The organism is Streptomyces sp. NPDC041814, from assembly GCF_055590565.1.
In genome coordinates, this window is record NZ_JBVJAM010000011.1 from 1 (window position 1) to 25,646 (window position 25,646).

15 protein-coding genes and 1 riboswitch are annotated in these 25,646 nt (G+C 73.5%); of the genes, 7 read left to right on the forward strand and 8 right to left on the reverse strand.

The genetic code is table 11. The features are described from left to right. Nucleotides 1-319 precede the first annotated feature (319 nt). Nucleotides 320-874 (reverse strand): MarR family winged helix-turn-helix transcriptional regulator, encoded by a 555-nt coding sequence (locus ACZ6C6_RS25770; protein ID WP_018101704.1) that lies wholly within the window; start codon nt 872-874, stop codon nt 320-322. A gap of 156 nt (nt 875-1,030) precedes the next feature. Between ACZ6C6_RS25770 and ACZ6C6_RS25775 the strand changes: the two genes are divergently transcribed. Then, the gene (locus tag ACZ6C6_RS25775; RefSeq protein ID WP_469206127.1) at nt 1,031-2,326 is read left to right on the forward strand and encodes an MFS transporter; all 1,296 of its coding nucleotides are present in this window, start codon (nt 1,031-1,033) and stop codon (nt 2,324-2,326) included. A 10-nt stretch (nt 2,327-2,336) separates the two neighbouring features. On the opposite strand, the gene ACZ6C6_RS25780 is transcribed toward ACZ6C6_RS25775, so the two are convergent. Both ACZ6C6_RS25780 and ACZ6C6_RS25785 read right to left on the reverse strand, forming a co-directional pair. After that, nucleotides 2,337-3,983: an ATP-binding SpoIIE family protein phosphatase gene (locus tag ACZ6C6_RS25780; RefSeq protein WP_469205747.1), complete on the reverse strand. Its 1,647-nt coding sequence runs from the start codon at nt 3,981-3,983 to the stop codon at nt 2,337-2,339. A 179-nt stretch (nt 3,984-4,162) separates the two neighbouring features. Continuing rightward, on the reverse strand, nt 4,163-5,479 hold the full coding sequence (locus ACZ6C6_RS25785; protein WP_469206129.1) for an NAD(P)/FAD-dependent oxidoreductase: 1,317 nt from the start codon (nt 5,477-5,479) through the stop codon (nt 4,163-4,165). 418 nt (nt 5,480-5,897) lie between these two features. On the opposite strand from ACZ6C6_RS25785, the gene ACZ6C6_RS25790 reads away from it, so the two are divergent. After that, the gene (locus ACZ6C6_RS25790) at nt 5,898-6,773 is read left to right on the forward strand and encodes a TetR/AcrR family transcriptional regulator (protein WP_469205748.1); all 876 of its coding nucleotides are present in this window, start codon (nt 5,898-5,900) and stop codon (nt 6,771-6,773) included. A gap of 235 nt (nt 6,774-7,008) precedes the next feature. After that, on the forward strand, nt 7,009-9,057 hold the full coding sequence (locus tag ACZ6C6_RS25795) for a sigma-70 family RNA polymerase sigma factor (RefSeq protein ID WP_469206131.1): 2,049 nt from the start codon (nt 7,009-7,011) through the stop codon (nt 9,055-9,057). A gap of 109 nt (nt 9,058-9,166) precedes the next feature. On the opposite strand, the gene ACZ6C6_RS25800 is transcribed toward ACZ6C6_RS25795, so the two are convergent. Together ACZ6C6_RS25800 and ACZ6C6_RS25805 are read right to left on the reverse strand one after the other, a co-directional pair. Continuing rightward, nucleotides 9,167-12,697, reverse strand: a complete 3,531-nt coding sequence (locus ACZ6C6_RS25800; RefSeq protein WP_469205750.1) for an AfsR/SARP family transcriptional regulator — start codon at nt 12,695-12,697, stop codon at nt 9,167-9,169. 180 nt (nt 12,698-12,877) lie between these two features. Then, nucleotides 12,878-14,989, reverse strand: coding sequence for an asparagine synthase-related protein (locus tag ACZ6C6_RS25805; RefSeq protein ID WP_469205752.1), 2,112 nt, complete (start codon nt 14,987-14,989; stop codon nt 12,878-12,880). Between the two features lie 1,254 nt (nt 14,990-16,243). Between ACZ6C6_RS25805 and ACZ6C6_RS25810 the strand changes: the two genes are divergently transcribed. The 4 genes from ACZ6C6_RS25810 (at nt 16,244) to ACZ6C6_RS25825 (ending at nt 21,723) form a co-directional block, all read left to right on the forward strand. Then, the gene (locus ACZ6C6_RS25810) at nt 16,244-17,821 is read left to right on the forward strand and encodes a sporulation protein (RefSeq protein WP_469205754.1); all 1,578 of its coding nucleotides are present in this window, start codon (nt 16,244-16,246) and stop codon (nt 17,819-17,821) included. A gap of 112 nt (nt 17,822-17,933) precedes the next feature. Next, complete coding sequence (gene lhgO, locus ACZ6C6_RS25815) at nt 17,934-19,184, forward strand: L-2-hydroxyglutarate oxidase (RefSeq protein ID WP_469205755.1); 1,251 nt, start codon at nt 17,934-17,936, stop codon at nt 19,182-19,184. Between the two features lie 80 nt (nt 19,185-19,264). Then, a complete protein-coding gene (trmB, locus tag ACZ6C6_RS25820; protein WP_469205757.1) occupies nt 19,265-20,101 on the forward strand; it encodes a tRNA (guanosine(46)-N7)-methyltransferase TrmB in 837 nt (278 codons plus the stop codon). Between the two features lie 50 nt (nt 20,102-20,151). Next, a complete protein-coding gene (locus tag ACZ6C6_RS25825; RefSeq protein WP_469205759.1) occupies nt 20,152-21,723 on the forward strand; it encodes a PrsW family intramembrane metalloprotease in 1,572 nt (523 codons plus the stop codon). A 3-nt stretch (nt 21,724-21,726) separates the two neighbouring features. Here ACZ6C6_RS25825 and ACZ6C6_RS25830 read toward each other — a convergent pair whose 3' ends face one another. The 3 genes from ACZ6C6_RS25830 to ACZ6C6_RS25840 all read right to left on the reverse strand — a co-directional run bounded on the left by ACZ6C6_RS25830 (nt 21,727) and on the right by ACZ6C6_RS25840 (nt 25,554). Further along, on the reverse strand, nt 21,727-22,671 hold the full coding sequence (locus tag ACZ6C6_RS25830) for an aldo/keto reductase (protein ID WP_469205761.1): 945 nt from the start codon (nt 22,669-22,671) through the stop codon (nt 21,727-21,729). 181 nt (nt 22,672-22,852) lie between these two features. Beyond that, nucleotides 22,853-24,016, reverse strand: coding sequence for a M23 family metallopeptidase (locus ACZ6C6_RS25835; protein WP_469205763.1), 1,164 nt, complete (start codon nt 24,014-24,016; stop codon nt 22,853-22,855). Between the two features lie 11 nt (nt 24,017-24,027). Beyond that, a riboswitch (cyclic di-AMP (ydaO/yuaA leader) is annotated at nt 24,028-24,181 on the reverse strand. A gap of 209 nt (nt 24,182-24,390) precedes the next feature. Continuing rightward, entirely contained in the window at nt 24,391-25,554 is a 1,164-nt protein-coding gene (locus tag ACZ6C6_RS25840) for a PP2C family protein-serine/threonine phosphatase (protein WP_469205765.1), read from the reverse strand. Nucleotides 25,555-25,646 lie beyond the last annotated feature (92 nt).

Consider the following 25,646-nt stretch of genomic DNA (forward strand, 5'->3'; position numbering starts at 1 on the left):
TTTCCCTTTCCGGCGAGTCCGACTCTATCAGATCCTTTCGGGCCTGATTCCCAGTCAGCGGGGCTTGTCTTCCGGGCTGTTGGGCCCTTCCGACGTCCAAAACTCTAGCGGATTTTCCCGGCGGCTCATAATCGGGCCTTCGAAATGAATTTCGGCATGCCGAAATTTCCCCGAACGGGAGGTCGTGCTGAGTTTGGTGTGCCGCGTCCGCGGCGGGATCGGCTGCCGCAGAACCGTTCAGGCCCCGTGGCAACCCGAAGAACCTTACGGATCGACGAGGGGCGTGTCAACCCCCTCCCCGCGTGCCCGGCAGGGCCTCTCAGTCCAGGTCGGTGAGCCGGCCTCCGGCGTCCGGCTGGGCGTGCTCCACCCTTCGCAGCAGGCGGGTCAGCATCGCGCCGAGCACCCCGCGCTCCTCGCCGTCGAGGTCCTGGAGCAGGTCCGCCTCGAAGTCCGTGGCCATCCGCATCGCCTCCAGCCACTTCGTACGACCCTCGTCCGTCAGTTCCACGATGACGCGGACGCGATTGTTCTCGTCGCGGTCGCGGGTCACGAGGCCCTCACCGGCCATGCGGTCGATCCGGTGCGTCATCGCGGCCGGAGTGAGCCCGAGCCGCTTGGCGAGTTCGCCGGGGCCGAGGCGGTAGGGCTCACCGCCCAGGACGAGAGTCTTCAGGACCTCCCACTCCGCGTTGCTGATGCCGAGCGCGGCGAGCTGTCTCCCGTACGCGACGTTCATCCGGCGGTTCAGCCGGCCGAGGGCGGAGACGACCTGTTCGACCTGGGGGTCCAGGTCGCGGTACTCGCGCTGGTAGGCAGCGATCTGCTCGTCGAGGCTCGGCTCATCGAGTCCGGGCTCGGTGGTGTCGGACATGGCGCGCAGTATGGCACGCCACCCACAGCCGTCGAAGTCCTTCGAGTCGTAGTGTTCAACCTCTAACTTTAATGATAAAGTCTTCGGGTTCGAGTCGTTCGATCGGTACGACTCAGAGGTTTCGAGAGCTTGAGGTAGGTGAGTGTGACCAGGGAAATGGGCGCAGCACTGCGGCGGATCCAGCTGGGGAGCGCGCTGAGTGCGTTCGGACTCGGGTTCACCGTTCCGTATCTGTACGTCTATGTGGCGCAGGTACGGGATCTGGGCGCCGGTACGGCCGGGATCGTGCTGGCGGTCTTCGCCATGGCGGCGCTCGCCGTCCTGCCGTTCACCGGCCGGGCGATCGACCGTCGCGGCCCGCTGCCCGTGCTGATCGCCGCCTCGGCCGTCGCTTCCCTGGGCGCCGTCGCGCTCGGAGTGTCCTCGCAGGTCACCGCCGCCGTCCTCGCGGCAGCCGTGCTCGGCGCGGGCACCGCCGTCATGCAACCCGCGCTCGCCACCATGCTCGTCCGGTGCACCGGCACCGCCACCCGCACTCGGGCCTTCGCGATGCAGTTCTTCCTGCAGAACCTGGGCCTGGGGATCGGCGGTCTGGTCGGCGGGCAGATTGTCGACACGAGCAGCCCGGCGTCGTTCACGCTGCTGTTCCTGATCGAAGCGGTGATGTTCCTCGTGCTCGGCGTCATCGCGGCGACCGTGCGGATGCCGAACGCCCCCGTCGGCGCGCCGGAGACGGTGGCCGGGGCGCCCGCCCCGCGCGGCGGGCTGCGGGCGCTGCTCTCGCACCGCGCGATGGTGCAGCTGTGCGTGCTGGGCTTCGTGCTGTTCTTCGCGTGCTACGGACAGTTCGAGTCCGGGCTCGCGGCGTACGGCACCGAGGCCGCCGGCATCGAGCCCTCCACGCTCGGGATCGCGCTGGCCGCCAACACCGCCGTGATCGTCGTCGCCCAGTTCGTGGTGCTGCGGCTCGTGGAGCGCCGGCGGCGCACCCGGGTCATCGCGGCGGTCGGACTGATCTGGGCCTTCGCCTGGATCGTGGCCGGATACGCGGGCCTCGGGCACGGCAGTCAGACCATGGCGACGGCCGCGATGATCTCCACGTACGCGCTGTTCGGGCTCGGCGAGTCCATGCTGTCGCCGACCGTCGCGCCCCTGGTCGCGGACCTGGCGCCGGAGTCGATGGTGGGCCAGTACAACTCGGCGTTCGCGCTCTGCAAGCAGCTCGCGCTGGCCGTCGGCCCGGCCGTGGGCGGCCCGATGGGGGCGTCGCTGCACGGCCCGTACATCGTGACGTTCGTGCTGTTCTCGCTGGGCATCACCGCGCTCGCACTGCGGCTCGGCCGACGGCTCACCCCCGTGCAGGACCAGCCCTCGCTCGCGCACGTGCCGTCTCGGGTGGTGGCCGTCTCCGTGCCGGAGAGTGCGCCGGAGCCCGTCGCCGCCGCGCGCTGAGCGCGGCCGGCTACCGCGGCAGGACGAACTCGCACCACACCGCCTTGCCGCCGCCCGGCGTGCGGCGGCTCCCCCACGATGTGGCGATCGACGCCACGATCGAGATGCCCCGGCCCGCCTCGTCCGCCGGTTCGGCGCGGCGGCGGCGCGGCAGGTGGTCGTCGCCGTCCGTCACCTCGATGATCAGGCGGCGGTCGGTGCGGCGCAGGCCGAGACGCATCGGCGGGGTGCCGTGCTGGAGGGAGTTCGCGACGAGCTCCCCGGCGGCGAGGACCCCGAGATCGCACAGCTCCACCGGGAAACGCCACGAGGCGAGCACGCCCGTCGCGAAGGCGCGGGCGCGAGGCGCCGCTTCGACGCCGCCGAGCAGTTCGAGCGAGGCGTTGTGGAACAGCTCGGCGGCCGCGCCCGTGCGCGCCGGGTGCTGCACGACCAGGACCGCCACGTCGTCGTCGTGCTCCGCCGTGACGTTGAGGGAACGGATCAGCCGGTCGCAGACGACCTGCGGCGCGCCCGTCGCCCCGGAGAGCGCACGCTCCAGCGCGCCCACGCCCTCGTCGATGTCCTCGCTGCGGCGCTCGACCAACCCGTCCGTGTAGAGGACGGCGGTGGAACCGGGCGGCAGCGGGATCGTTCCCGAAGTGTGGATCCAGCCGCCTGTGCCGAGAGGCGGGCCGATCGGGTCCTCCGCGCGGCGGACCGCGCCGTCCTCGTCGCGCACCAGGATCGGCAGATGGCCGGCCGAGGAGTAGACGAGCAGCCCCTCGTTGGGATCGTGCACGGCGTAGGCGCACGTGGCGATCTGGCTGGCGTCGATCTCGGCGGCGAGCCCGTCGAGCAGCTGAAGGACCTCGTGCGGCGGGAGGTCCAGGCGGGCGTAGGCCCGTACGGCGGTGCGGAGCTGGCCCATGACGGCGGCGGCGCGCACCCCGCGCCCCATCACGTCCCCGATGACCAGCGCGGTGCGGCCCGCGCCGAGGGTGATGACGTCGTACCAGTCGCCGCCGACCGCGGCGTCCGTGCCGCCCGGCTGGTAGGTGGCGGCGATCCGCAGGTCGTCGGGCTGTTCCAGCTCCTGCGGCAGCAGCGAGCGCTGGAGCGTGACGGCGGTTTCGCGGTGGCGGCCCTCGCTGGCGCGCAGCCGCTCGGCGGCCTCGGCGTGATCGGTGACGTCGGCGGCGTACACGAGGACTCCGCTGTCGCGGCCCTTCTCCTGGTCGGGGCGCACAGGAGTGCAGGTCACGGTGTACGAGCGGCCGTCAGCGGCCTTGCGGGACTTGACCGTGCGCGGGGTGCCGCTGCGCAGGACCTGGTCCATGAGGGGGAGCAGGCCGATCTCGGTCAGCTCGGGCATCACCTCGGCGGCCGGGGCGCCGCAGGGGCGAGGGCCGAAGGCGGCGGCGTACGCGTCGTTGACGTAGGCGACGTGGTGGTGGGGGCCGTGCACCAGGGCGACGAGGGCGGGCAGCCGGCCCAGGATGTCGCGGGCGGAGAGGTCCTCCAGGTCGGGCGCCGAGGGCAGGGGGACGCCGGCGGTCCCGCCCTGCGACGGGGCGGCGCCCGGTTCGGCGCGGGCCGCCGGTACGGAGCTGTGGTCCTCCCGGGCGGCGCGACGCTGCGTTCCGGGGAGGCGGGCACTCCAACGCGTGAAGTTCACGGAATTTCTGGCCTCGTGTGTCGGTCTGGTCCGCTCGGACGGGTGCTTCCTCTGCCAGGGCTTCGGGCGCGTTCGTCGCTCCTGGGGCGGTCTTCGCTGGTCACTGTCGGTTGCTGCCGGCCGGGTCACTCTGTGCAGATGTGGGCCCACCCATGGTCACACGTCCAGTGTGTCGGACCCTACTGACAGTCGTCCCCGTCGGGCCGCGGCCGGCGTCCGGCGGCGAGTTCGAACTCCGCTCGGGGATGCTCCAGGGAGCCCAGGGAGACGATCTCGCGTTTGAAGAGGCCGGCAAGCGTCCATTCGGCCAGGACGCGTGCCTTCCGGTTGAAGGTGGGCACCCGGCTCAGGTGGTAAATGCGGTGTATCAGCCAGGCCGGATAGCCCTTCAGGCGGCGCCCGTAGATGTGCGCGACGCCCTTGTGGAGTCCGAGCGAGGCGACGGAGCCCGCGTAGCTGTGGCGGTATTCGGTGAGGGGTGCCCGGTCGAGCGAGGCGACGATGTTGTCCGCAAGGACCTTCGCCTGGCGTACGGCGTGCTGGGCGTTGGGGGCGGTCGTGCGACCGGTTTCGGCGGCGGTGAGGTCGGGTACGGCGGCGGCGTCGCCCGCTGACCAGGCGTGCTCGGTGCCCTCCACGGTGAGCTTCGCGGTGCACACGAGCCTGCCGCGTTCGTCCAGGGGGAGGCCGGTGGCGGCGAGGACCGGTGCGGGTTTGACACCGGCCGTCCACACGAGGGTGCGGGTGGGGAAGCGGGAGCCGTCACTGAGGACGGCGACGCGGTCCTCGCAGGAGTCCAGCCGGGTGTCGAGGCGTACGTCGATGTTGCGCCCCCGCAATTCCCGTACGGCATACCGGCCGAGGGATTCGCCGACCTCGGGCAGGATGCGGCCGGTGGCTTCCACGAGGATCCACTTCAGGTCCTCGGCCTTGATGTTGTGGTAGTACCGCGAGGTGTAGCGGGCCATGTCCTCCAGCTCCGCGAGCGCCTCCACGCCCGCATAGCCGCCGCCCACGAAGACGAAGGTCAGGGCGGCGTCACGGACGGCGGGGTCGCGGGTGGCGGACGCGATGTCCATCTGCTCGATGACGTGGTTGCGCAGCCCGATGGCCTCCTCGATCGTCTTGAAGCCCACACCGTGGTCGGCGAGGCCGGGGACGGGGAGGGTGCGCGAGACGGACCCGGGGGCGAGGACGAGTTCGTCGTACTCGATCTCCAGCGCACCGGTGCCGTCCTCGCCACTGGCGAGGGTGGTGACCGTCGCGGTGCGCTTGGTGTGGTCGATGGCCCGGGCCTCGCCGATGACGATGGTGCAGTGGGGCAGGACCCGGCGCAGCGGTACGACGACATGGCGCGGCGAGATCGAGCCGGCGGCGGCCTCGGGGAGGAACGGCTGATACGTCATATAGGGCTCCGGCGCGACCACCACGATCTCGGTGCCGCCGTTTCTCAGTCTCTGCTTCAGCTTCCGCTGGAGACGCAGCGCTGTGTACATCCCGACGTAGCCTCCGCCGACGACGAGGATGCGCGTACCCGGCGGGGGGCCGGGGGGCGTGCCCCCGGAAGCTGAAGCCATCACCACCCCATGACGCAACGTGCACCGGAGTTTGTCCACAGCCCCGGCAAATTGTGTGACCGGAGCGCGTGGACGGGCCGGTGCTGCCGGAGGGACCGCTGGTACGCAAGCCCCGCAGGTCAGGCATTGCGGCGAGGGGCCGGGGCGGGGATCAAGTGGTGACCAACCGGTCCTTGCGCCGATCGGGGGGCGCTCCGGGCGGAACTGCCCCCTTCTGAATTGACCCGGGCTCAACTATGTTCGTATGTCGTCGGGGTATCGGACAGTGACGATCGGTCCACCCCGACAGACACGGCGGGAGTCTCCGGGGGGAGACGTCATAACCGGGGGAACAGTTATGGACATTCAGGAATCGCATTGGCCGACCACTGCTGTCGTGCCTGAAGAAAGCGGACACATCGGGGCAGTTGGCACCCTCAACGGAACGGGTGGCACCACGACGACCACGCCTCCGGCAGCGGTGAACGCACTGGGCAGCGGACTCGCCGCCCAGCCCGGTGGTGCGTCGGCGCACGCTCGGTCGGCCCCTCTCCGGGTGGACGCGCAGCGCAATCTCGAACACGTACTGCGCGCCGCGCGCGAGGTGTTCGGGGAGCTCGGGTACGGGGCCCCGATGGAAGACGTGGCCCGCCGGGCCAGGGTCGGCGTCGGCACGGTCTACCGGCGCTTTCCCAGCAAGGACGTACTGGTGCGCCGGATAGCCGAGGAGGAGACCTCCCGGCTGACCGACCAGGCGCGTTCCGCGCTCGGGCAGGAGGACGAGCCGTGGTCGGCGCTCTCGCGCTTCCTGCGGACCTCCGTGGCCTCGGGGGCGGGGCGGCTCCTGCCCCCGCAGATACTGCGGGTCGGTGTGGAGGCCGAGGACTCGACCGTGGTCGGTGAGGCCGTCGAGTCCGGGGACGAGCCCCGAGTGCCCCAGCAACGGCAGGAAACGGGCGCGGGCGCACCCCGGCCGGTGTCCCGGCAGCGGACCGCCCCGGAGACCGGCGAGGAAGACCTGGGCGCCGGTGCGGCCGAGCTGCTGGAGGTCGTGGGGCGGCTGGTCGACCGGGCGCGGACCTCGGGCGAGCTGCGCCACGACGTGACGGTGTCGGACGTCCTGCTGGTCATCGCGACGGCCGCCCCTTCGCTGCCGGACGCGGCCCAGCAGGCGGCGGCCTCTTCCCGGCTGCTGGACATCCTGCTGGAGGGCCTGCGCTCGCGCCCCGAGTGACGGTTTCGGGCGCGGGGCGGGGCCACGATGCCGTGCCTCCGCCCGCTGTTACGGGGACACAGCCCTCCGTCAACCCAACTCCTCGCATCCTCCCCGAATGAGTGCCCTTTAGGGCTCGTATTCGGCGAGGAGACCCCGGATGAGTGGTTGGTGGGACCGAGGGCACGCCGCATCGGCGCTCTGTGGCACGCTTGCCCGGTATTCGGGTCCGATGGCGCATACGGGGGCGTCCGCGATGAGCGGTGACGGGCAGAGGGAAGAGTCGTACGACGGTGTGTCCACCGACGGCGACGGCACGGAGCCGGCCGGCTCACCCGGGCACCAGGTGCCGAGCCAGGCCGTCCCCGGCCGCCACGACGTCGACGCGGAGGCGGAGGCGGACGCCTCAGGCGGAACGGTCCTGCCGGGCCCCTGGCCGCCCGCACCGGCCGATGACAGCGGCGCGGAGGGCGCTTCCGAGGGACCCGGCGCGGGTCCCGCCGAAGCGGTTCCCGCCGTGCCGATGCAGCGGGCGGGACGGGGCTCGGGCGGGGCGGAGGGTGCGGCGGCGGGTCCGTCGGACGCGCAGTTGATCCAGCGCATGCGGGAGGGCGACAACCTCGCCTACGACGAGCTGTTCCGGCGCCACTCCCAGGCCGTGCGCCGCTACGCCCGCACCTGCTGCCGGGACGCGCACACCGCCGACGACCTGACCGCCGAGGTCTTCGCCCGGACGCTGCAGGCGGTACGGGGCGGCAAGGGGCCCGAGGAGGCGGTGCGCGCCTACCTGATGACGGCGGTCCGGCACGTGGCCGCCGCCTGGACGAAGACCGCGAAGCGCGAACAACTGGTGGACGACTTCGCCGCGTTCGCCGCCCAGGCCGCCCGGTCGTCCGAGGTGTCCGACGACGACACCCTGGACCTCGGCGCGGACGTGCTCGCGATGCACGAGGCCGAGCAGTCGATGGCCATGCAGGCGTTCCGCAGCCTCCCGGAGCGCTGGCAGGCGGTCCTGTGGCACACCACCGTCGAGGAGGAGTCGCCCAGCGACATCGCGCCCCTGTTCGGACTGACCGCCAACGCCACATCGGTGCTCGCCAGCAGGGCGCGTGAGGGGCTCAAGCAGGCGTATCTGCAGGCCCATGTGAGCCAGGCGCTCACCTCCGGCGGCGACTGCGCGCGGTATGCCGACCGGCTCGGCGCGTATGCCCGGGGCGGGTTGCGGATGCGGGCGGAGCGCGGGCTGCGGGGGCATCTGGACGAGTGCGCGAAGTGCCGCGTCGCGGCGGGCGAGCTGGCCCAGGTCAACGCCGGTATCCCCGCGCTGCTGCCTGTCGCGGTCATCGGCTGGTTCGCCGCCGGGTACACGCTCAAGGCCGCCGGGATCGTGGCGGGCGGCGCGGTCGGTGCCGCCGGGGCGAGTGCCGCCGCGGCGGCGACCGGGGGCGGCTCGTCCGCGGGCTCGGCGGGGGGTGCGGCGGCCTCCGAAGGGCTCGGCGCACCCGCGAAGGCCGGCATCGCCGCGGCGGTGGCCGTCGCCGCGGCGGCGGGGCTCGTCTGGGCCCTGGTGGGCGACGACAGCCCCCGGCCCGAGGCGAAGCCGGTTCCCAAGCCCCCGGCCGTGGCGCCCGCGGTGCCCTCGCCGACCCCGCCGAAGCCGACGCCGCCGGAACCGACGCCACCCCCGAAGCCCGCACCGCCGGCCCCCACCCCGCCGACGCCGACGCCGACGGCCACGCCCACCCCGACACCCACGCCGACGCCTAGCCCCACACCGACGCCGACCCCCACGCCGACACCGACGACCACACCACCGGAACCGGACCCCACCACGTCCGCCCCGACTCCGCCGCCTCCCGCTCCAGCGCCGGACGTCTACCAGGTCAGCGAGTTGGACTACAGCGTCTTCGGCGACCACACCGCACCCGAGGTGGTGCTCGGGGAGAGCGGCTGGGTCTGGCAGCGCTACGGCGTCTCGGTCGGCGGTACGCGGTACGCGCACGGAGTGACCGTCAACAGCCGCTCCTCGGTGGTCATCCAGCTGAACCGCCAGTGCACCCGGTACGAGGCCATGGCAGGGGTGGACGACCTCACTCTGGGACTCGGCGCGGTGCGGTTTTCGGTGTTCGGCGGGGACGGGAAGCGGCTGTGGCAGTCCCCCGTGGTCCGGGGCAACGACCCTGCCGTGCCGGTCGGGGTGAACGTGGCGGGCCAGGAGCGGATCCGGCTGGTGGTCGAGCCGGAGCAGCCGTTCGGCGGGGTCGCCCTCGCGGACTGGGCCGAGTCCCGCATCAGCTGCCGCTGAGGATCGCGGAAGTCTGAGGGCGGAAGCCTGGGCATCGCGGAGGCCCCCGACCTCGGCGTGGCCGGTCCGCGCATGCCACGGCAGGCCACCTGTCACACCGGGCCCGATGTCAGGGCAGATCCCCGACGATCTCCTGCAGCAGGGCGATGACGTCGTCCAGGGACAGCCCGTGGCCCGCGGCGCGCTCCTCCTCGTAGCGCGCGGAGCCCAGCGCCTCCCGGCACAGGCGCTCGGCCGCACCGGTCTCGGCCAGCTCCCCCTCGGTGCGCGGGCTCGACGCCCGCCGCCAGTCGTCGGCGGCGGCGGACACGCGTGCGGCCACCGCATGGTGACCGAGCCTCGCCAGGACCGATGCCGCGCCATCCGCCAGGTGCCCCGTGACGATCTCGGCGCACTGCGCCTCCTTGGCCGCGACGAGGGTGTCGGCGAGACCGCGCGCTCCGGCGACGAGGCCGCCGTCCGGACCCGGCTCATGCGTCGCGATCCGGGCCGACAGGCCGGCCATCGCCACGGTGAAGTGCGACGGCGGGCCGCCGCGCCCGGCCTCGTCCAGGGCGACCGTGAGCAGCCGTCGGGCGTCCGCGATGTCGCCCCGGTAGAACGCCATCGTGGCGCGCAGATAGTGGACGTACGCGGTGGCGTCGTGCGCCTGGTGGCGTTCGGCCTCGGCCTCCGAGCCGTCCAGCCGCTGTTGGGCGTCCGCCAGGTCGCCGGTGCGGTAGGAGAGTTCGGCGAGCCGGGCCAGGAGGAACGGGGCCTCGGCGTGTGCGCCGACCTCGCGGGCGAGCAGCAGCGCCTCCTCGTACGCGATACGAGCCTCGGCGTAGCGTCCGCGCATCATGCCCGCCTCGGCCGCCGCGCTGGCCACCTGCGCGCGCATCCAGCGGTCGCCGACGCGGCGGCTCAGGGTGCGCAGCTCGTCCAGGTCGTCATCGATCCCGGGCATGCCGCCCGGCATGTCGACCACCATGTGCGCGCGGAACATCAGGATGACGCCGTACTCCCATGGGCCGCCGTGCTCGCGGGCGTTGTCCACCGCGGCGTCGATCTTCTCCCGGGCGTTCTCCGGCGTACCGGTGAGATACGCGGTCATCGGCCAGAGCAGTCCCGGGAACCGGACGCTGTGGGTGAGCGAGGCGGCGAACGCGTCGGCCACCCGGACCACGAGTCCGTGGAGTGCGGCGTCGTCGTACGCCATCGCGGCCTGACCGCTCTCCGCCGCGAAGAAGAACCACAGCATGTGCAGGTTCATCCGGGGCCAGTACCGGGGGTCCGACTCGTCGGTGGGCTCGGGACCGAGTGCACAGGCCTTCCGGGTCCAGGACAGACCCTCGGAACGGTAGTTGCGCAGCCACCAGAACCAGCCCATGCCGAGCACCAGGCGGGCTGCCTCCGCCTCGGAGGAAGCGGAGGGCGAGGTCGTCCGCTGGAGGGCGGCCCGGATGTTGTCGAGGTCGGTCTCCAGCCGCTGGATCCACGGCAGCTGATCGCCGGAACGCAGGAGCGGATCGGCCTCCTCGACCAGCGCGAGGAAGTACGCGGTGTGCGCGCTCTCGGCGGCGGCACGCACCTCCGGGGCCTCGGCGCACCGCTCGGTGGCGTACTCGTGGATCGTCTCCAGGAGGCGGTAGCGCATCGCGCCGTCACCGCCCGGGGCGGCCACCACCAGGGACTTGTCGACCAGCGCACCGAGCAGGTCGGCGGTATCGGCGGCGGGCCGGCCCGGTGCCGCCGGTGTCCGGATGACCGCTTCGGCGGCGGCCAGGTCCCAGCCTCCGGCGAAGACGGAAACCTGGCGCAGGGCGGTGCGTTCGTCCTCGTCCAGAAGGTCCCAGGACCAGTCGACCACCGCTCGCAGCGTCTGCTGGCGGGGCAGTACGGTCCGGCTGCCGCCCGTCAGCAGACGGAACCTGTCGTCGAGCCGGTCCGCGATCTGACGCGGTCCGAGCAGGCGCAACCGGGCGGCGGCCAGCTCGATCGCGAGCGGCAGCCCGTCCAGCCGGCGGCAGATCTCCGCGACGGCGTCCGCGTCGTGCGCGGGCCCCTGACCGGGGTCGAAGCCGGGGCGCACGGCCCTGGCGCGCTCCGTGAACAGGCGGTGCGCAGGGTCGGCGGGGAGAGGGCCGACCGGTCGTACGGACTCACCGGGGACCGCCAGCGGTTCGCGGCTGGTGGCGAGGATGCGCAGCTGCGGGCAGCGGGTCAGCAAGGTCTCGGCCAGCGCGGCGGCGGCGCCGATGACGTGCTCGCAGTTGTCGAGAACGAGGAGAACGGGTGCGGGGCGGGCGCCGTGGCCGAGGCGGTCGACCAGCAGATCGACCGGGTCCGTGCGCGGGGGCGCGGCATCGAGGGAGGTGTCCCGCAGCAGGGCGGTCTCGCGCAGTCCGAGCGCGGAGAGCACAGCACCCGGGACGGCTTCGGGGTCCTCGACGGGAGCGAGTTCGGCGATCCAGACGTCCGGCGGAGCGGCGCCCGGGCCGGGGGCCAGGTGCGCGGCGGACTCCTCGGCGAGGCGGGTCTTCCCGGAGCCTCCGGGGCCGGTGAGGGTGACCAGCCTCGACCGGGTCAGGTCTGCGCGGATGGCGCGCAGTTCGGGCTCGCGCCCCACGAAGGAGGTCAGCCGGGGGCGCAGATTGCTCCGACCGGGTTTCACGTGAAACAACCCGGTTTCGGCGGGCGCGGGCGCCGGGGCGAGTAGTTCGCGGTGCAGGGCCGTCAGTTCGGGACCGGGGTCGGTGCCGAGCCCGTCGGCGAGGGACCGGCGCGCGTCCTCGTACGCGGCGAGCGCGTCGGCTTGCCGCCCGTCGGCACGCAGGGCACGTATCAGCTGGGCCCGGAAGCGCTCGTCGTACGGGTGGGCGGCGGTCAGCTCGGTCAGCTCGGCGACCAGGGCGGCGGCGGGCAGAGCGGGGGCCTCGTGGGGCCCGGCGGCGGAAGGGTCGACGGGAAAGGGGTCTGCGAGGGCGGCCGACTCGGGGACGGCGGAGCCGGTGGCCTCCCCCGGCCCCGTGACGCCCGCGAGGCCCGGCGCCTCGGCGGAGCTTGCCCCCGGGCCCCGGGCCGCAGCGGTGGCCGCGGTGGGCCCCGCCCCCCGGGCCGGGTGCGCCGCACCCCCGTAACCCCCCGCGCCTGCCGTCGCGCGGCGCAGATCCGCCTCGATGCGGCGTTCCAGTGCGGCGAGACGGTGGGCCTCGGGGCGCAGCGCGTGGCCCCGGTCTCCGTGGGGCAGGTCGGCCAGGGCAGGGCCGCGCCAGAGGGCGAGGGCGGCCCGCAGCGTGCGGGCGGCCTCGCCCGGCGCGCCCGCCTCCAGCTCGACCCCGCCCTGCCGGGCCAGCCGCTCGAACACGTAGAGGTCGACGTCGTCCGGGCCTGCCGTCAGGCGGTAACCACCCGGCGTACTGGCCAGCGCCTCCCGGCCCAGCACCCTGCGGAGCCGCCCGACGAGGGCCTGGAGCGCGGCGGGGGCGTCGGCGGGGGGATCGTCCGCCCAGACGTCGTCCACGAGGTCGGCCACCGGCACGGGGCGTCCCGGCCGCAGCGCGAGGGCGGCGAGAAGCGCACGCAGCCTGCTGCCGCCGAGGGGCAGCGGGCCACCGTTCTCGTCTCGCGCCTCGGTGGCGCCCAGGATCAGATACCGCACGGCACCATTGTGTCCCGGCGAAAGTGCCGGCGAGCAGCGGTCGGACGGACCGGGACGCCGGAGGACGAACCGACCCGGTGGGGCCCTGCCCTCGCGACGCCTGAGGACGAACCGACCCGGTGGCGCCCTGCCCTCGCAACGCCGGAGGACGAACCCGCCCCGGCGCGCCCCCGCCACCGCTCACCCCTGAAGCGAGCGCCGGGTCGGGACCACACCCCCCGCCACCGCGCGCTGTCGGGGGGCCGCGGTACCGGTCCAGCAGGTTCCGCGCCGGGAGACGAGGCGGCGCAGCCACAGTTCCGTGGAGGCGAGCTCGGCGAGGCCGTCCAGGGGCAGCGGTTCCCCCTCGGAGGCCGCGCGCAGTGCCTTGCGCACGACGCGCGCCTCCACCAGACCGGCGTCGGCGAGCAGCGGGGCGTCGAAGAGCGCGATCAGCTCGGGCAGAGCGGCGCGCAGCCCGGTCCGGGTCACCGCCGTCGAGGTGTGCTGCGAGGGGGCACCCCAGCCGGGCGGCAGCTCGTGGATGCCCGCACCGGCCAGCACGCGGCGCAGGATCGCCGCGCGGGCGCCCGGCTGGACCCGCAGCGACTCGGGAAGCGCGCGGGCCGCGCGTACGACCTGGTTGTCCAGGAAGGGGGCGTGCAGCCGCTGGCTGCGGATCTCGGCGGCCTGCTCCAGGATGCGGTGGTCTGCGGCGCTGCGGGCGAGGGCTGCCCTCGCCCGGGCCTCGCCGGGGCGCTGGACCGAGGAGGGACGGATCGCCGCCTCCTGAAGGCGAACCGATACTTCTGCCAGCGCCTCTCCGGTCAGCCACCGGGCGGCCGGCCCCGGCCTCGACCAGGCGAGTGCGGCGAGCGAGGCATCGGCCGGGGTGTCGAGGCCGGGCGTGAGGCGGCTGGCGTCGGGCAGCCGTCCGGCAGCCGTTTCGAGGCCGGTGCGGTAGGACGTACGGGCCAGCTTGCGGGCCGCCCGGTAGACGGTCAGGGGCACGAACAGCGAGTGCGCCGAGGGGCCTTCGGCCTTGGCGAGGGCGGCGACCGGGCGCAACAGGTGGCGGCGGCGCCGGTCCATCAGCAGGTCGGCGAGGCGGGCCGGGTGGGCGTCGAGCACCTGCCGGGCGCCGGCGCCCACGAAGTGGTCGGCGCTGCCCGCGGAGAGCCGGCGCCGGTGCCGTTCGGCGAGGACGAGGGAGGGCGCCGGCTCGTCTGTGAGCGGTCCGGCCCCCAGCTCGGCGTAGGGCAGGGCCTCTTCGCCCGCCGCGACGACGACATGGTGCAGCCGGGGGTTGGCCGCGATGGCGCGGGCCCGTTCGAGCTCGGGTTCGTGGGCGCGGGTCGTCAGGTCGTTGAAGGTGACGGCGAGCAGCCGCTCCCCCGCCCCGGTGCCATGGCCCAGGATCGTGCCGGGCAGCCCGGGGAGACCGGCGGCGAGCAGGGCGAGGGTCGCCGATGCGCTGCCCCCGGAGAGGTCGGCGCCGATGCCGGGCACGGGCGCGCCCCGGGCGGCCCGTCGTTCGGCCGGGCCCATGCCGGGGACCGGGCCGGGGTCGGGAGGCAGGGTCTCCGGCGCGTGGCGCGGGGCCAGGAGCCGGGCGCGTACCGCTTCGACCAGGGCGTCGCGCACCCCGTCGACGGCGCTCACCGGGTCGAGCTCGGGCGCCGCGACGGCGAGGGAGGCCACCGCCTCGTAGCCGGTGATCTCCCGCGAGCCCTCGCGGAGGATCAGGGCGTGTCCGGGCGGAATGCGCTTCACGCCCGCGTACGGCGTGCCGTCGCGCAGCGCCTCCGGGGTCTCGGGGCAGGCCAGCAGCGCGGCCAGGTGGCCGATGTCGAGCTGGGCCTCGATGAGGTCGGCGAGCGGCAGCGCGGCGGTGGCGTACGCCGTGCCGCCGGCCCACGGCGTGTAGAAGACCGGGCGGGCCCCGGCGAGGTCACCGACGACGGTGATCCGGCGGCCGATCTGGACGACGACCGTGTAGCTGCCGGTCCACGCGGTGAGGTGGCGCAGGGCGCCGCCCCGGGCGGCCAGCAGGCCGACGCGCAGCTGCTCGTCGGTGGCCCCGCAGCAGCCGAGGACGGCGAGGCGGACCAGGGGTGCGCCCTCGGCGGTGTCCGCCCGGACGGTGCGGATCTCGTCGGGCCGCCAGTCACCGACCGCCCAGAGCGGATCGGGGTCGCCCCACAGGAGTTGGGAGCCCACGGGGTGCATCGTGCGCCCGTCGTCGGCGTCGCCGACCGCCCCGGCCGTGCCGAAGCTCGCGGCGATACTGCTCCAACCCACCAACCAACGCATCGCCGCCTCCACAGGCTGTGGACAAAAAACGGCGCGGCAGGCAAGCACCCGGAGAACTCCGGTGACGATCGGCGCCGTTGCGGACATGCTGCCACGACAACGGCGCGCAGGAGTGGCTACGGACGGCGCACGTCGTGAGCGCATGCGCCCCTGGCAAAGGCCGCGAGGCGGACTCCGGGACGCGCGTTCCGCGCAGGGTTCGCGCGCGTCGCCCGGCAGAACAACGGAATTGAAAATTCCGGGCGTTGTGTTCCCCGGTCCGGCCCCATGCGAACGGCCCGCTTCCGGCCAATCCGCGCACCCTGATATCGCGACGGCGGGACGGCCCGCACCTCCCCCGGCCCGACCTCATCCGACCGTCGACATCCGGCCAATCTCACTACTGAGGGGAACCGTTGATCACATGATCAACTGACCGAATCATTATTGTTTACCCGCATTTGGCCAATGCTGCCCCGGTCGACGTGTCCACTCGGCAACCCACCCGCCGCGCCACCGGTCCACCCCCTGGGGCCCGGGAACTCACGGTCCGGGAGGCGGGCCTCGCCCCCCGGACCGGTCCACCGCCTGCGGGGAATGAGGCGGCGATATCCCCCAGCCCTCTGCGTCGGACGCAGCGGGCCGATCCACGCAGGACCCATGCAAGCGTCGCCTCCGGGACCGGGCCAGAGCGCACGTGCGGGCGCACGGCCACACACCGGGGTGCACGCGCGGAGCCCTCGGGGGACCCGTCCGGACCTGCCGGAGGCGAGCGGGACGACAGCGGCCACGTACGCCCCGCGCGCCGGTCCGCGCTGGTCGGCGCGCGGAGGGAGCGGCGCGACGGAGCCCGGACACCGCCGCCGCGAAGCGGAATCGCACTCCCTCGCACACCGGCCCGCACCCCGCCCCGGCGCTCTCCACTCCCCCTCCCCCGCACCCCCGTCATTCCCCCGCCCTTCCTTTTCCCTTCCTCCTCCCCGTGTTCGCCTCCACCGCCCCGTACGCCCCTCGCGTCACCTCCCGCCCCACAGCACTCCGCGCGTGGCCGGGACGGACAACAATCCCGCCATACGGACGTCCGGCCCTTAACGGTAGGGATGCGACGAACTACGCTGGGTGCACTGATGTTCTCTGCAGGGCGGCATATTCCCCGGGGCACGGCCAAATGCGTGTGCGGGCGGAGTGACAGGGTTCGTCCCTGGGGAGAACACGGTACGAATGCCGCGCGCCGAGACGGTGACGCGGCTGCCGTCTGTGTGTCGAGGGGTGGCCATGTCCAGGGAGCAACGAGGACCGAACGAGAAGCTCGGCACCGTTCTCGCCCTCGCGGGAATCAGTAATGCCGGGCTCGCCCGGCGGGTCAACGACCTCGGGGCGCAGCGGGGACTGACCCTCCGCTACGACAAGACGTCGGTCGCCCGCTGGGTCTCCAAGGGCATGGTGCCCCAGGGCGCCGCGCCCCATCTCATCGCCGCGGCGATCGGCGCCAAGCTGGGCCGGCCCGTCCCCCTGCACGAGATCGGTCTCGCCGACGCCGATCCGGCGCCGGAGGTCGGTCTGGCGTTCCCGCGAGACGTGGACGCGGCCGTCCGGTCCGCGACGGAGTTGTACCGGCTGGATCTGGCCGGGCGGCGTGCGGGCAGCGGCGGGATCTGGCAGTCGCTCGCGGGCTCGTTCTCGGTGAGCGCGTACGCCACCCCCGCGTCCCGCTGGCTGATATCCCCCGCCGACCCCTCGGTCGCGCGGACCCCGGCCACGGTCGCGGGGCAGCCGCCCGGCGCACACGGCGCACCGGGGGCGCACGGCCCCGCCGGGGCATCCGCCCAGCCGGGGGCACCCGCGTCGCCCGCCCAGGCGACCGGCACGGCCACCGGCCACAGTCTCCTGATCCCGGCACAGCCCGGCCCCGAATCCGGAGGTGACGCCTCCGCGCTGCGCGTCGGCCACAGCGACGTCTCCAAGCTCCGCGAGGCCGCCCAGGACGCGCGCCGCTGGGACTCCAAGTACGGCGGCGGGGACTGGCGCTCCTCGATGGTCCCGGAGTGCTTACGTGTGGACGCGGCCCCGCTCCTTCTCGGCTCGTACAGCGACGACGTCGGCCGTGCGCTGTTCGGGGCGGCGGCCGAGCTGACCCGGCTCGCCGGCTGGATGGCCTTCGACACCGGCCAGCAGGAGGCGGCCCAGCGGTACTACATCCAGGCGCTGCGCCTCGCACGGGCCGCGGCCGACGTACCGCTCGGCGGTTATGTCCTGGCGTCGATGTCGCTCCAGGCGACCTATCGCGGCTTCGCCGACGAGGGGGTCGACCTCGCGCAGGCCGCCGTCGAGCGCAACCGGGGCCTCGCCACCGCCCGCACGATGAGCTTCTTCCGCCTGGTCGAGGCCCGCGCGCACGCGAAGGCGAACGACGCGCCGGCCGCGGGGGCCGCGCTCAAGGCATCCGAGAGCTGGCTCGAACGCTCCCGGGAGGGCGACGCCGACCCGGCATGGCTCGGCTTCTACTCGTACGACCGGTTCGCGGCCGACGCCGCCGAGTGCCATCTCGACCTGAAGGCACCCCGCCAGGTCCGGCGCTTCACCGAGCAGGCGCTGTCCCGGCCCACCGAGGAGTTCGTCCGCTCGCACGGGCTGCGGCTCGTGGTGTCGGCGGTCGCCGAGCTGGAGTCGGGGAATCTGGACGCCGCCTGCGCGGCGGGCACCCGGGCCGTGGAGGTGGCGGGCCGCATCTCGTCGGCGCGGACCACGGAGTACGTACGCGACCTGCTGCACCGGCTGGAACCGTACGGGGACGAGCCGCGCGTCGTGGAACTGCGCGAGCGCGCCCGCCCCCTTCTGGTCGCCCCGGCATAGAAGTACCGGCATCGGCATAGAAATCCCGCTTCCTGGGAAGCGCCACGCTGGCCGCACGGGTTTGAGTGCGTTGTCAGTGGGTCAGTGCACTATCGGGGTGGGAGGTGGCGTGATGATGACGCACGCGGCGTACGACTGCGATGTGCTGGTGATCGGCGGCGGGATCGTCGGCCTGTCGGCCGCGTACGCGCTCACGCGCACCGCGCCGGGCACCCGCGTGACCGTGCTGGAGAAGGAGAAGGGCCCGGCGCACCACCAGACGGGGCGCAACAGCGGGGTGATCCACAGCGGCATCTACTACCCGCCGGGCTCGCTCAAGGCGCGGTACGCCCTGCGCGGCAGCGCCGAGATGACCGACTTCTGCCGGGAGCACTCCATCGCCCACGCGGTGACCGGCAAGCTGATCGTCGCGACGGACCGCACCGAGCTGCCCCGGCTCCACGCCCTGGTCCAGCGCGGCCGCGAGCACGGGCTGCCGGTGCGCGAGCTGGGGCCCGCGCAGATCGCCGAGTACGAGCCGAAGGTGCGGGGACTCGCCGCGATCCGGGTCGGCACGACCGGCGTGTGCGACTTCCGGGCGGTCGCCGGGCGCCTCGCCGAGGAGGTACGCGGCGCGGGCGGCGTGATCCGCTTCGGCGCCGAGGTCACGGCGATCGACCGCCGCCCCTGGGGCGTGGCCGTGCGCACGGCCGACGGACTCGTGGTCCGGGCCAGGGTGCTGGTCAACTGCGCGGGGTTGCACTGCGACCGGATCGCCAGGCTGGCCGGCGACGACCCGGGGATGCGGATCGTGCCCTTCCGGGGGGAGTACTACGAGCTGGCGCGGCCCGAGCTGGTGCGCGGGCTCGTCTATCCGGTGCCCGACCCGGCGTTCCCGTTCCTCGGCGTCCACCTGACCCGGGGCTTCGACGGCTCCGTCCACGTCGGCCCCAACGCCGTGCCCGCCGCCGCCCGCGAGGGTTACGGCTGGCCCGTCGTCCGGCCCCGCGAGCTGATGGACACGCTCAGCTGGCCGGGCTCGTGGCGCATCGCCCGCAGACACTGGCGGTACGGGGCGGGCGAGGTGCACCGCTCCCTCTCGAAGCGCGCGTTCACGGAGGCGGTCCGCCGCCTCCTGCCCGACGTCACGGAGGAGGACCTGCGCCCCTCGCCGGCCGGGGTCCGCGCCCAGGCCGTGCTCCGCGACGGCACGCTGGTGGACGACTTCCTGATCCGCGAGGCCCCGCACACGGTGCACGTGCTGAACGCCCCGTCGCCCGCCGCCACCGCCTCGCTGCCCATCGGCCGCGAGGTGGCCCGCCGCGCCCTGCTCCGGGCCCGGACAGCCGGCTGGAAGCCGCCGACACCGGCACCCGCGGGGTGACGGGCGCGCCCCCGGAGCACCCCGGCCCGCGCGGTCGCCGAGCGACCCGCCGTCGCCCGGCCCCGTAGAATCAGGGCATTGTGTCTGAGCCCAAGAACCCCTCCCGCCCGACGCCCGACGGCACCGTGCCCACCACCGCCGGAATCCCCGACGACGTGCGGGCCGCGTCCCTGGAGCGCGCGCGCCGGATGCGCCAGCAGCCCCGATTCCCCGGGGGTCCGGCGGCCGACCCGGCCGGCTCGCACCACGAGCGCCGGATCCGCAGCTTCCAGCCGCGCCGCAGCCGCGTCACGCCCGGCCAGCAGAACGCCCTGGAACGGCTCTGGCCCAAGTGGGGCCTGGACATCGACGGGCTGAGCGTCCTCGACCTGCCCGCCATGTTCGACGGCCTCCCGGTGGTCCTGGAGATCGGCTTCGGCATGGGCGAGGCCACCGCGCAGATGGCGGCCGACGACCCCGGGACCGGCATCCTCGCCGTCGACGTGCACACGCCCGGCCAGGGCAATCTGCTCGGCCTCGCCGACCGGAACGGCTCGACCAACGTCCGGGTCGCCAACGGTGACGCGATCATCCTGCTGCGCGAGATGCTGGAGCCGGATTCGCTGGACGGGCTGCGGGTCTACTTCCCCGACCCGTGGCCCAAGTCCCGCCACCACAAGCGCCGCCTGATCCAGCCGGAGTTCCTGGACCTGGTGGCGGGCCCGCTGAAGTCGGGGGCGATCGTGCACTGCGCGACCGACTGGGAGCCGTACGCCGAGCAGATGCTCGACGTGCTCACCGCGCATCCCCTCTTCGAGAACACGGTGGCCGACGGCGGTTACGCCCCGCGCCCCGCGTTCCGCCCGCGGACCCGGTTCGAGGGCCAGGGTCTGGGGAAGGGCCACGTCGTGCACGACCTGCTCTTCGCACGCGTCTGAGCCCGACGGGCACCATGGCCGTTGTCGGACCCGCTCGTTAGGGTCGAGGGGTGTCCGACGGGTCTGTTCAGCGACAACGGCGGGATCAGCCGGCCGTCCCGGTGCTCCAGGAGCAGCGGGTCGGCGAGATCCTGGCCGCCGTTCCGGCGCGGGGCCAGTGGCGATACCGGCCGCGCCGCGTCGGCCTGCTCTGGCGGAATCGGACGTTCCGAGTGGTCGCCGTCTTCACGCTGCTGGCGCTCTGCGGGGTGGTGATCCTCGCCCTGGTCCGCGACCAGACCGGCACCGAGGGATTCCTCGTCGGCCTGGGCCTGGCCGTCCTGCCGGTCCCCGTGCTGATGACAGCCTTCCGCTGGCTGGACCGGGTCGACCCGACCCCGTGGCGGAATCTGCTGTTCGCCTTCGCCTGGGGCGCGTGCGCGGCAGCGCTGGTCGCCATCCTCGCCAACTCGTTCGCGACCCGGTGGATAGCCGACAGCGATCCGGGGAACGCCGACACCCTCGGCGCCACGGTCATCGCACCGGTGGTCGAGGAGAGCGCCAAGGCTGCGGCCGTCCTGCTGCTCCTCCTCTTCCGCCGACGGGAGTTCACCGGGATCGTGGACGGCGTCGTCGCCGCGGGCTTCACCGCGACGGGGTTCGCCTTCACCGAGAACATCCTCTACCTGGGCAACGCCTTCGGTGAGGACCAGCAGCTGGACTCCGGCTTCGCGTCGGTGACCGTGGTGACGTTCCTGGTACGGGCCGTCATGACCCCCTTCGCCCACCCGCTCTTCACCGTCCTGACCGGCATCGGTCTCGGGATAGCCGCGAGCGCCGCACCCGGCCGCCGGGTGCGGCGCATCGCCGTCCCCCTGCTCGGCCTGATCCTCGCCATGGGCATGCACGCCCTGTGGAACGGCTCGGCGACCTTCGGCCGGTACGGCTTCTACATCGTGTACGGGGCGTTCATGGTCCCGGTGTTCGGCCTGGTGACCTGGCAGGTGGTCAGGGCCCGCCGCAAGGAGCTCCGCTCCCTGGCCGTCGAGCTCCCCGCGTACGCCGAAGCCGGCTGGCTCACCCCCGACGAGCCCCGCGCCCTCGCCTCGATGCGGGCCCGCGCCCTGGCCAGGAACGCGGCACGCCGACGGTACGCGGTGAGCGCCACCGGCCATCCGTACCACCCGGACTACGCGAGGCTCCGCGCCAAGGAGGCGAAGGAGCGCGGCAGGGCGGCGGCGCGCTCGGTCGCCGAGTACGAGGCGTTCGCGACGTCCCTGGCCTCCCTGCGCCGGCAGGCCGGGCGGGGCAGGGCGGATCCGGACTTCGCCGCACGCGAGCTGGAGCTGCTGCACCACCTGTGGCAGCGCCGCGAGATCGCGGGGCCTGCCCTCGCGTACGCGGCCCGGGCCACCCACCGGCGGCCGCCCGGCTACACGGCCGCCTGGCCGCCCCGCCAGCCGCCCATGGGCGGGCCCGCGCCGTACGCGTACGGCAGCCCGGCCCCGTACGGCGGCAGCCCTAATCCGTACAGCGGCGGCCCGTCCCCGTACGGCGGCCCGTCCCCGTACGGCAGCCCGCAGCCCCCGTATCCGACGCAGCCCTACGGCCGGCAGCCCCGCGCCGGCGGGCCGCCGGCCTGATCCCTACGCCGACGCCGCCGTCAGCGTCGACAGCTCCTCGTCCGTCAGCTGAAGCCCGGCCACCGCCAGCAGGGCGGGCAGCTGGCCGACCGTGCGGGCGGAGGCGATCGGCGCGGCGACCGTCGGGCGCGCCGCGAGCCAGGCCAGGGCCACCGTCGCGATCTCGGCGTCCCGGTCCCGCGCCACCGCGTCGAGCGCGGCGAGCACCCGCTGTCCGCGCTCCGACTCCAGGTGACCGGCCGCGCTCCCGGCGCGGGCACTGTCCACGGTCGTCCCCGGGCGGTACTTGCCGGTGAGGAAGCCCGAGGCCAGCGCGTAGTACGGGACGGCCGCGAGCCCGGCGTCGGCCGCGGTGTCCTGGAGCTCGCCCTCGTAGGTGTCCCGGGAGACGAGGTTGTAGTGCGGCTGGAGCGCCACATAGCGGGCCAGGCCCTCGCGTTCGGAGAATTCGAGGGAGGCGCGCAGCCGCGCGGCGCTGATGTTGGAGGCGGCGATCTCGCGGACCTTGCCCTCCTTCACCAGCTCGTCGAGGGCGGTGATGATCTCCTCGACCGGGACGGTCTCGTCATCGAAGTGCGTGTAGTACAGGTCGATGTGGTCCGTGCCCAGCCGGCGCAGCGACTCCTCGGCGGCCGCCTTGATCGTCGGCGCCGAGAGGCCCTTGTAGCCGGGAAGCGCACCGACCTTGGTGGCCACCACGACGTCGGACCGGTTGCCGCGCGACGCGAGCCACTTGCCGATGACCGTCTCCGACTCGCCGCCCTCGTTGCCGGGAACCCAGTGCGAGTAGGCGTCCGCGGTGTCGACGAAGTTGCCGCCGGCCGCCGCGTACGCGTCGAGGACGGCGAAGGACTCGTCCTCGTCCGCGGTCCAGCCGAAGACGTTTCCACCGAGGCAGAGCGGGAAGACCTGGAGGCCCGACGGGCCGAGTTCGCGCAGTGTAGTCATAGGAGGAACAACGGCTTCCGGCCCGGCCGCTATTCCGTGCTGCATACACCGGGTGGGCGGCGGCCACGCAGACCGGCAGCCCTGACGTCGGGGGGTGTGCGTCAGGGCTGCCGGGGTTCGGAAGGCCGCGGACCGGGAACGGCGAAGGCCGCCCCGCAACCGCGGAAAGTACTGCGCGGACTCAGACCGTCAGACCGCGGGCGCGCAGCCAGGCCATCGGGTCGATGCCGGTGCCGTCCGGGGTGTGGACCTCCAGGTGGAGGTGCGGGCCGGTCACGTTGCCGGTGGCGCCGACGCGGCCGATGGTGTCGCCGGTGGTGACCTTCTGGCCGACCGTGACGCCGATCGAGGACTGGTGGCAGAACCACAGCTCGGTGCCGTCCTCCAGCTCCAGCACCGTGCGGTAGCCGTAGGCGCCGGACCAGCCGGCCGACTTGATGGTGCCGGTGTGGATGGCCTTGATCGGGGTTCCGGTCGGGGCCGCGAAGTCGAGGCCCGTGTGGTAGCCGGAGGACCACATCGAGCCGGCCTCGCCGAACGTCGAGGTGATCGTGTACGAGGAGGTGGGGATGGCGTAGCTGGCGGCGAGCTTGGCCAGGCGCAGGGCCTCGGCCTTCTTCTTCGCCTCCTCCTCCGCCTTCTTCTTCTCGGCGGCGGCCTTGGCCTCGGCCTCGTCCTGCTGCTTCTTCGCGTCGGCGGCCGCCTTCTCGGCGGCTGCCTTCTCCTCGGCCGCCTTCGCCTCGGCGTCGGCGGCGCCCTGCTGCTGCTCGGCCTGCTGGAGGATGCGGGCACGCAGCGCCTCGCCGGCGTCCGTGGTGCCCTGCTCGGCCTCGGCCGTGGTGATACCGGCGGTGGTCAGCGGAGCGGCGGCCGTAGCGGCGGCGGGGGTTTCGGCCTCGCTGTTGTCGGAGAACAACGCGCCCACGCCGGGAAGGGACTTGGCGTCGGGGAGATTGTCCGCGATGGAATCGGGAAGAGAGATGGAGACCGGCGGTTTGCTCTGCGCGGTGGCCATGCCGCCCGCGCCGACGGCCGCGATGACACCGACGCCGAGGACGGTGGAGCTACGGGCCAGACCATTGCGCTGCTTGGCGACGCGGTGCTTGCCGCGGACGGGACGGACGGACTCCTCGGTGGGGTTCCATTCCTCCCAGGTCCGCTCGGAGTCGGCGTCGTCGGCCCGGAAGCCGGGACCGGCGCCGGTGGCGAAGCCGTTGCCCCGATCGGTCGCGTAGTCGCTCCCCTGTTCCGGGATGTACGCGGTGCCGGGGCCGGACACGTAGTCGGCGCCGTACTCGGGCACGAACCGGGAGGGTGATTCGGGGGCAGGCTTGTTGGACGCCACGCGGGCGCACTCCTTTCCTTCCTTCTCGCCTACCGGGTTAGCTGACGGGTTCGGAGCAGGAAGGTCTCCTACGGGTCCCTCCGCCTCTTGTGAAGACGAAGACGCCCGATTCACCCCATGTAGGTGGTTCCCCGGTTCCCTTGCGGGATTCGGCGCACGCGCGCGGCGCCGTCCTGACGACGGCTGGGACAACCGCGCTGCGTTATCGAACGTTAATAGACAGACGGGTCCGATTCCAAGCTGTTCCCACTGATCGTTCACGTGCGCGGCCGGGACTTACGGGACACAACCGGGGGGAATCGGGCGAGTTGATCGGCGTTCAGCCACTACGTGTTTTCTGACGTTGCGTCAAATGTTATGCAGAGCGGCGCCCCTCAGTCACGCAGCGTGTCACCCTTCTTGACGATCTTCACCGTCCTCCTCCGGTCGGGCTGCCCCTCCGCCGGCCGCGCCACCGCGAGCAGCGCCATGTCGTCGGTCGACTCGCCCCCCGTGTGCAGCCGTACATCGTCGGTCAGCGCGGACAGCAGCTCCTCGGGGCCCGGGAAGAGCCGCCCGCGCAGCCGCTCCACCGGGTCGTAGAAGACGCCACCGACGTCACGGGCCTCCGACAGGCCGTCCGTGTAGAACAGCAGCGTCCCGCCGGACGGCAGCTCCCACTCGTCCGAGCGGTCCGGCCGCACCCCCAGGTCCATGCCGAGCGGCAACGCGGGCTCCGAGGGCGTCAGCGCCTCCACCACGCCGTCCCCGTACAGCAGCAACGGGTCCGGATGGCCGCGGTTCACCAGTCGTACGCGCGCCGATCCCGGCGGGACCTCCGCGAACACGGCGGTCACGAACCCCTCGAACGCGTCCAGATTGCTCCGCCGCACCGACTCACGTGCCAGCGCGTGCTCCAGCCGCCCCGCCACGCCCTCCAGCGACTCCTCCTGCTCCGCCGCCTCCCGGAACGCCCCGATCACCACCGCCACCGCGCCGACCGCCTCCAGCCCCTTCCCGCGCACGTCGCCCAGCACGAGCCGTACGCCGTACGGGGTGTCAGCGGCCGCGAAGAGGTCGCCCCCGACGAACTCGTCCGCCTGCGCCGCCTCGTACCGCGCGGCCACCTGGAGTCCGCCGAGCCGGTCGGGCGGTTCGGGGACCACGGCCCGCATGGCCGTCTCGGCGATGATCCGGGCGGACGCCAGCTGCTCGCTCCCCCGCCGCACGACCTGGTTGATCAAGCACGCCTGGAAGGCGACCGTGAGCACGGTGACGATCTCGATGAACGAGACCACCTCGATCAGATCGCCGGTGTAGAGCCGGATTCCGGCGACGGCCAGCACCGCGAGGATCCCGATCCGGATCGTGGTGCCCAGGCCGAAGAAGGGCGCGGCGATCAACGGGGCGGCCGCGAATATCGGGACGGCGGTGAAGGAGGGCGGCGTGAGGAGGTCGAACACCACCCCGATGACGATCATCGCCAAAGGCAGCACCCGGACGAAGCGACGGGTCCCCGCGCCGCCGCGCCCTCGCCACCGTCGCGCCCACTTCCCCACCTGCGGTCTCCTGCCCGGTGCGGCCGCGGCCGGTACCGCGCGCCTCCCCCAGCCTCGCGCCCGCCCGGCCACCAGGCGAATCCTCGGCCTCC